The organism is Sodalis sp. (in: enterobacteria) (assembly GCF_047607725.1).
Classification (GTDB): domain Bacteria; phylum Pseudomonadota; class Gammaproteobacteria; order Enterobacterales; family Enterobacteriaceae; genus JBLKSS01.
Genome location: NZ_JBLKSS010000236.1, coordinates 1 through 4,237 on the forward strand (window position 1 = coordinate 1; position 4,237 = coordinate 4,237).

Here is a 4,237-nt window from a genome sequence, read left to right on the forward strand (position 1 = left end):
ATCCTGATCAGTCAACTGCCGGTAAAAAAATGGTATGGACTGATAGAAAACCCCACGACAGCTGATGCGTTACTCGATCGGCTTGTACACCCCAGCTATCGACTGAAACTTAAAGGCGAATCACTACGCAAAGAGCAAGGAGTAGCCAGCACAGGAAAAATGTAAGCGCCCCGTGGAGGACGTCTTGAATTATTGGTGGGTTTGTTGTACGGCCCGGTAAGAATATGTTCCACTACGATGCCTAGTGAACCCGCATCCTATAAGGGACGGCTGTTAGATCATGGATAATCCGGCGATGATAGTGTCCACTTAAATTTTAATAGACACTATCACAAACTTCAGAACCACTAATTTCATATCACTCAAACCGGGATGGAAATAAAAGTTATTAAAATCAATACAATGTGAAAATGCAATGAGCATAAGCGTGTAACGTAGGTTTACTGTTTCATACAACAAACCCACCAATAATTCAAGACGTCCTCCACGGGGCGCTTACCTTTTTTGTGGACTGGATCATACTTTTAACCCACCACGAATTGATTTTGTTGGTCCTGTCTTGTATTTAGACAACTATTTCTTAGAATAAAATTAATCATGATATTTATTATACAGTCAACAGAAACGCTCGCCGGCCTATGGATTTCCGACGAAAAGCGGCATAATGATTAATGTCAAAAGCATTCATGCCTCAAACGGCGTGATTAAGCAATTAATGCTGTGACGCCCCGTCAGGACGAGTATCTCCTACGATTGCGCCACAGACTCCGTCACAACCATATGGGCTAAAATGAACCTTTTAGGCTAAACTTTAGCCCCATAACACTGATATCATCTAATAAGTTGGGGAAATAAAATGTACCAGCAAGAAGTTACGATTACTGCTCCTAATGGTCTGCATACCCGTCCCGCCGCCCAGTTTGTCAAGGAAGCCAAAGGCTTTAGTTCCGAAATCACCGTGACCTCCAATGGCAAAAGCGCCAGCGCGAAAAGCCTGTTCAAACTACAAACCCTTGGTCTGACACAGGGTACTGTCGTCACTATCGCCGCGGAGGGCGAGGATGAACAAAAGGCGGTAGAACATTTGGTTAAACTGATGGCAGAGCTTGAGTAACATACGGCCCGGTCTTTTTAGTTAATATGTGTCATGAGTAAGGTAGGGTTATGATTTCAGGCATTTTAGCATCACCGGGCATCGCCTTTGGTAAAGCGCTGCTACTGAAGGAAGATAAGATTGTCATCAACCGGAAAAAGATCACCGCGGACCAAGTCGAGCCGGAAGTTGAACGTTTTCTTGCCGGACGCGCCAAAGCCTCCGTGCAGCTGGAAGCGATCAAAACCAAAGCGGGTGAAACTTTCAGTGAAGAAAAGGAAGCCATCTTCGAAGGCCATATCATGTTATTGGAAGACGAAGAGCTTGAGCAGGACATCATAGCCCTTATCAAAGAAGACCTCGCCAGCGCGGATGCCGCCGTCTATACCGTGATTGAAACGCAGGCCAAAGCGCTGGAAGAACTCGACGACGAATACCTGAAAGAACGCGCCACCGACGTGCGCGATATCGGTAAACGTTTACTGCGCAATATTCTCGCTATGCCGATTATCGACCTGAGCGCCATCAGCGAGGAAGCCGTGCTGGTAGCGGTGGATTTGACACCGTCGGAAACCGCGCAGCTGAATCTGGATAAAGTGTTGGGCTTCGTCACCGATATCGGCGGCCGGACCTCTCATACCTCCATTATGGCGCGCTCGCTGGAGCTGCCGGCGATTGTTGGGACGGGTAACATTACCAAGCACGTCGCCAACTGCGATTATTTGATTCTGGACGCTATCAACAACCAGATTTATATCAATCCCGAACCGGCGGTGATTGAAGAACTGAAAGCGCTGCAAAGCCAATACGCCGCCGAGAAGAGCGAACTGGCCAAGCTCAAGGATCTGCCGGCCGTCACGCTTGACGGCCATCAGGTGGAAGTCTGCGCCAATATCGGCACCGTGCGCGACGTGGCGGGCGCCGAACGCAACGGTGCGGAAGGCGTGGGCCTGTATCGCACCGAGTTCCTGTTTATGGACCGCGATTCATTGCCCAGTGAAGAAGAGCAGTTCCAGGCTTACAAAGCGGTGGCGGAGTCCATGCCCACCGGTTCGATTATCGTGCGCACCATGGATATCGGCGGCGACAAAGATTTGCCCTATATGAATCTGCCGAAAGAGGACAACCCTTTCCTCGGCTGGCGCGCCATCCGCATCGGGCTCGATCGTAAAGAGATGCTACACGCGCAGCTGCGCGCCATTCTGCGCGCCTCGGCGTTCGGCAAGCTGCGCATCATGTATCCGATGATCATTTCCGTGGAAGAAGTGTGCACCCTGAAGCATGAACTCTTGCTGTTGAAAGCGCAGCTGCGCGAAGAGGGCAAGGCCTTCGACGAGGGCATCGAAGTCGGCGTGATGGTGGAAACGCCCGCCGCCGCGGTTATCGCGCGCCATCTGGCGCAGGAAGTCGATTTCTTTAGTATTGGGACAAACGACCTGACCCAGTATACTCTTGCCGTGGATCGCAGTAATGAGCTTATTTCTCATCTGTATAATCCCATGTCTCCGGCGGTACTGACATTAATTAAGCAAGTCATTGACGCGTCTCACGCTGCGGGCAAATGGACCGGTATGTGCGGCGAGCTGGCGGGAGATGAACGTGCTACACTACTGTTATTAGGGATGGGACTGGATGAATTCAGCATGAGTGCTATCTCTATCCCGCGCATCAAGAAAATTATTCTCAATACCAATTTTGGCGATGCAAAGGCATTAGCAGAGGAAGCATTAGCTCAGCCAACAGCGGAAGAGTTGATGAATCTGGTCAACAAATTTATTGAAGAAAAAACGCTCTGCTGATTTCACGACGCTGACCCGATATAAATGCTTAGGAGAAGATCATGGGTTTGTTCGATAAACTGAAATCTCTGGTTTCCGATGACAAGAAAGACACGGGAAGCATTGAAATAGTTGCACCTCTTTCGGGGGAAATTGTAAACATTGAAGATATTCCTGACGTGGTTTTCGCTGAAAAGATCGTGGGCGATGGGATCGCCATCAAGCCCAGCGGCAATAAAATGGTCGCCCCGGTAGACGGCACGATCGGCAAAATTTTCGAGACTAATCACGCTTTCTCCATCGAATCCGACAGTGGCATTGAGCTGTTTGTCCATTTCGGTATCGACACCGTTGAGCTGAAAGGCGAAGGGTTCCGCCGTATCGCTGAAGAAGGTCAACGTGTGAAAAAAGGTGACGTTGTGATCGAGTTCGATCTGCCGTTGTTGGAAGAAAAAACGAAATCGACTCTGACGCCGGTAGTGATTTCCAACATGGATGAAATCAAAGAGCTGGTGAAATTGTCCGGCAGCGTCGTGGTCGGTGAAACGCCGATCATCCGCATCCGCAAGTAGGCCCATCCCCCTTCATCGCCGGCCGCAGCGGCGGGCGGGAACAACGATAACGGCGCTCAATGAGCGCCGTTAATTTTTGCCGTCGGCGGCCAGGCCGTAAGCGGTTACTGCCAGTGGGGTAATTTGCAGCCCGCCCTCGCGGCCGTTATGGGCGTCGACCGACCCGCCGTGCGCCAACAGCACTTTGCGGGTGATCGCCAGCCCCAGGCCGTAGCCCTTGCCGCTTTGCGGTGAATTCACCCGCACAAAAGGATCGAAAATGCTGGACAGTTTCTCCTCGGCAATCCCCGGCTCCTGGTCGGCCACGCTAATCGTGAGCAGGCGATCTTCCACCGCTAGCTTCACCGCAATCTCTTGCCCCGGCAATGAAAAACGCAGCGCATTGCACACGATGTTTTCCACCGCGCGGCGCATCAGTTCCGCGTTGCCTTTGACGGTATAGTCCGCCGGCTGCTGGGCGGTCAGCGCGATGGTCACCCGGGTGAGCTGCGCCTCACAACGGGCGTCGTTGACCAGCGCTTCCACCAGCCCCAGTAAATCGAAATACTCCTCTGCCAGCATACCCTGGTGCTCCGCGCGCGAAAGCGCCTGCAGCTCCCCCACCATGCGATCCAGACGCTCGGCTTCCTGCTTGATGCGCGCCAGAGGGGTATCTGCTGGTTCCGGTCACGTCCGATCACTGATTCCGATTTCACCCGATCACTGATTCCGGTCGCCCGATCAGCGATTCCGATTCTGTCCGATCGCTCATCTTCTGTTCCGCCATACTCTGGAGACTTTTAGCTTCCGGGGGT

4 protein-coding genes and 1 pseudogene are annotated in these 4,237 nt (G+C 51.8%); 4 read left to right on the forward strand and 1 reads right to left on the reverse strand.

Annotated elements, in window-relative coordinates:
- From ACMX3H_RS17355 to crr, 4 genes are all read left to right on the forward strand, one after another.
- Window positions 1-165, forward strand: a 165-nt coding sequence (locus ACMX3H_RS17355; protein ID WP_415211702.1) for an ATP-binding protein, incomplete at its 5' end; no start/stop codon positions are given.
- Between the two features lie 691 nt (window positions 166-856).
- Window positions 857-1,114 (forward strand): phosphocarrier protein Hpr, encoded by a 258-nt coding sequence (gene ptsH / locus ACMX3H_RS17360; RefSeq protein ID WP_011411525.1) that lies wholly within the window; start codon window positions 857-859, stop codon window positions 1,112-1,114.
- 50 nt (window positions 1,115-1,164) lie between these two features.
- Complete coding sequence (gene ptsI / locus ACMX3H_RS17365) at window positions 1,165-2,892, forward strand: phosphoenolpyruvate-protein phosphotransferase PtsI (protein ID WP_415211700.1); 1,728 nt, start codon at window positions 1,165-1,167, stop codon at window positions 2,890-2,892.
- Window positions 2,893-2,933: 41 nt separating this feature from the next.
- Complete coding sequence (gene crr / locus ACMX3H_RS17370) at window positions 2,934-3,443, forward strand: PTS glucose transporter subunit IIA (RefSeq protein ID WP_415211701.1); 510 nt, start codon at window positions 2,934-2,936, stop codon at window positions 3,441-3,443.
- Between the two features lie 69 nt (window positions 3,444-3,512).
- On the opposite strand, the pseudogene ACMX3H_RS17375 reads toward crr, so the two are convergent.
- Window positions 3,513-4,109: pseudogene (locus ACMX3H_RS17375) on the reverse strand (sensor histidine kinase); the annotation flags it as partial.
- Window positions 4,110-4,237: the final 128 nt, after the last annotated feature.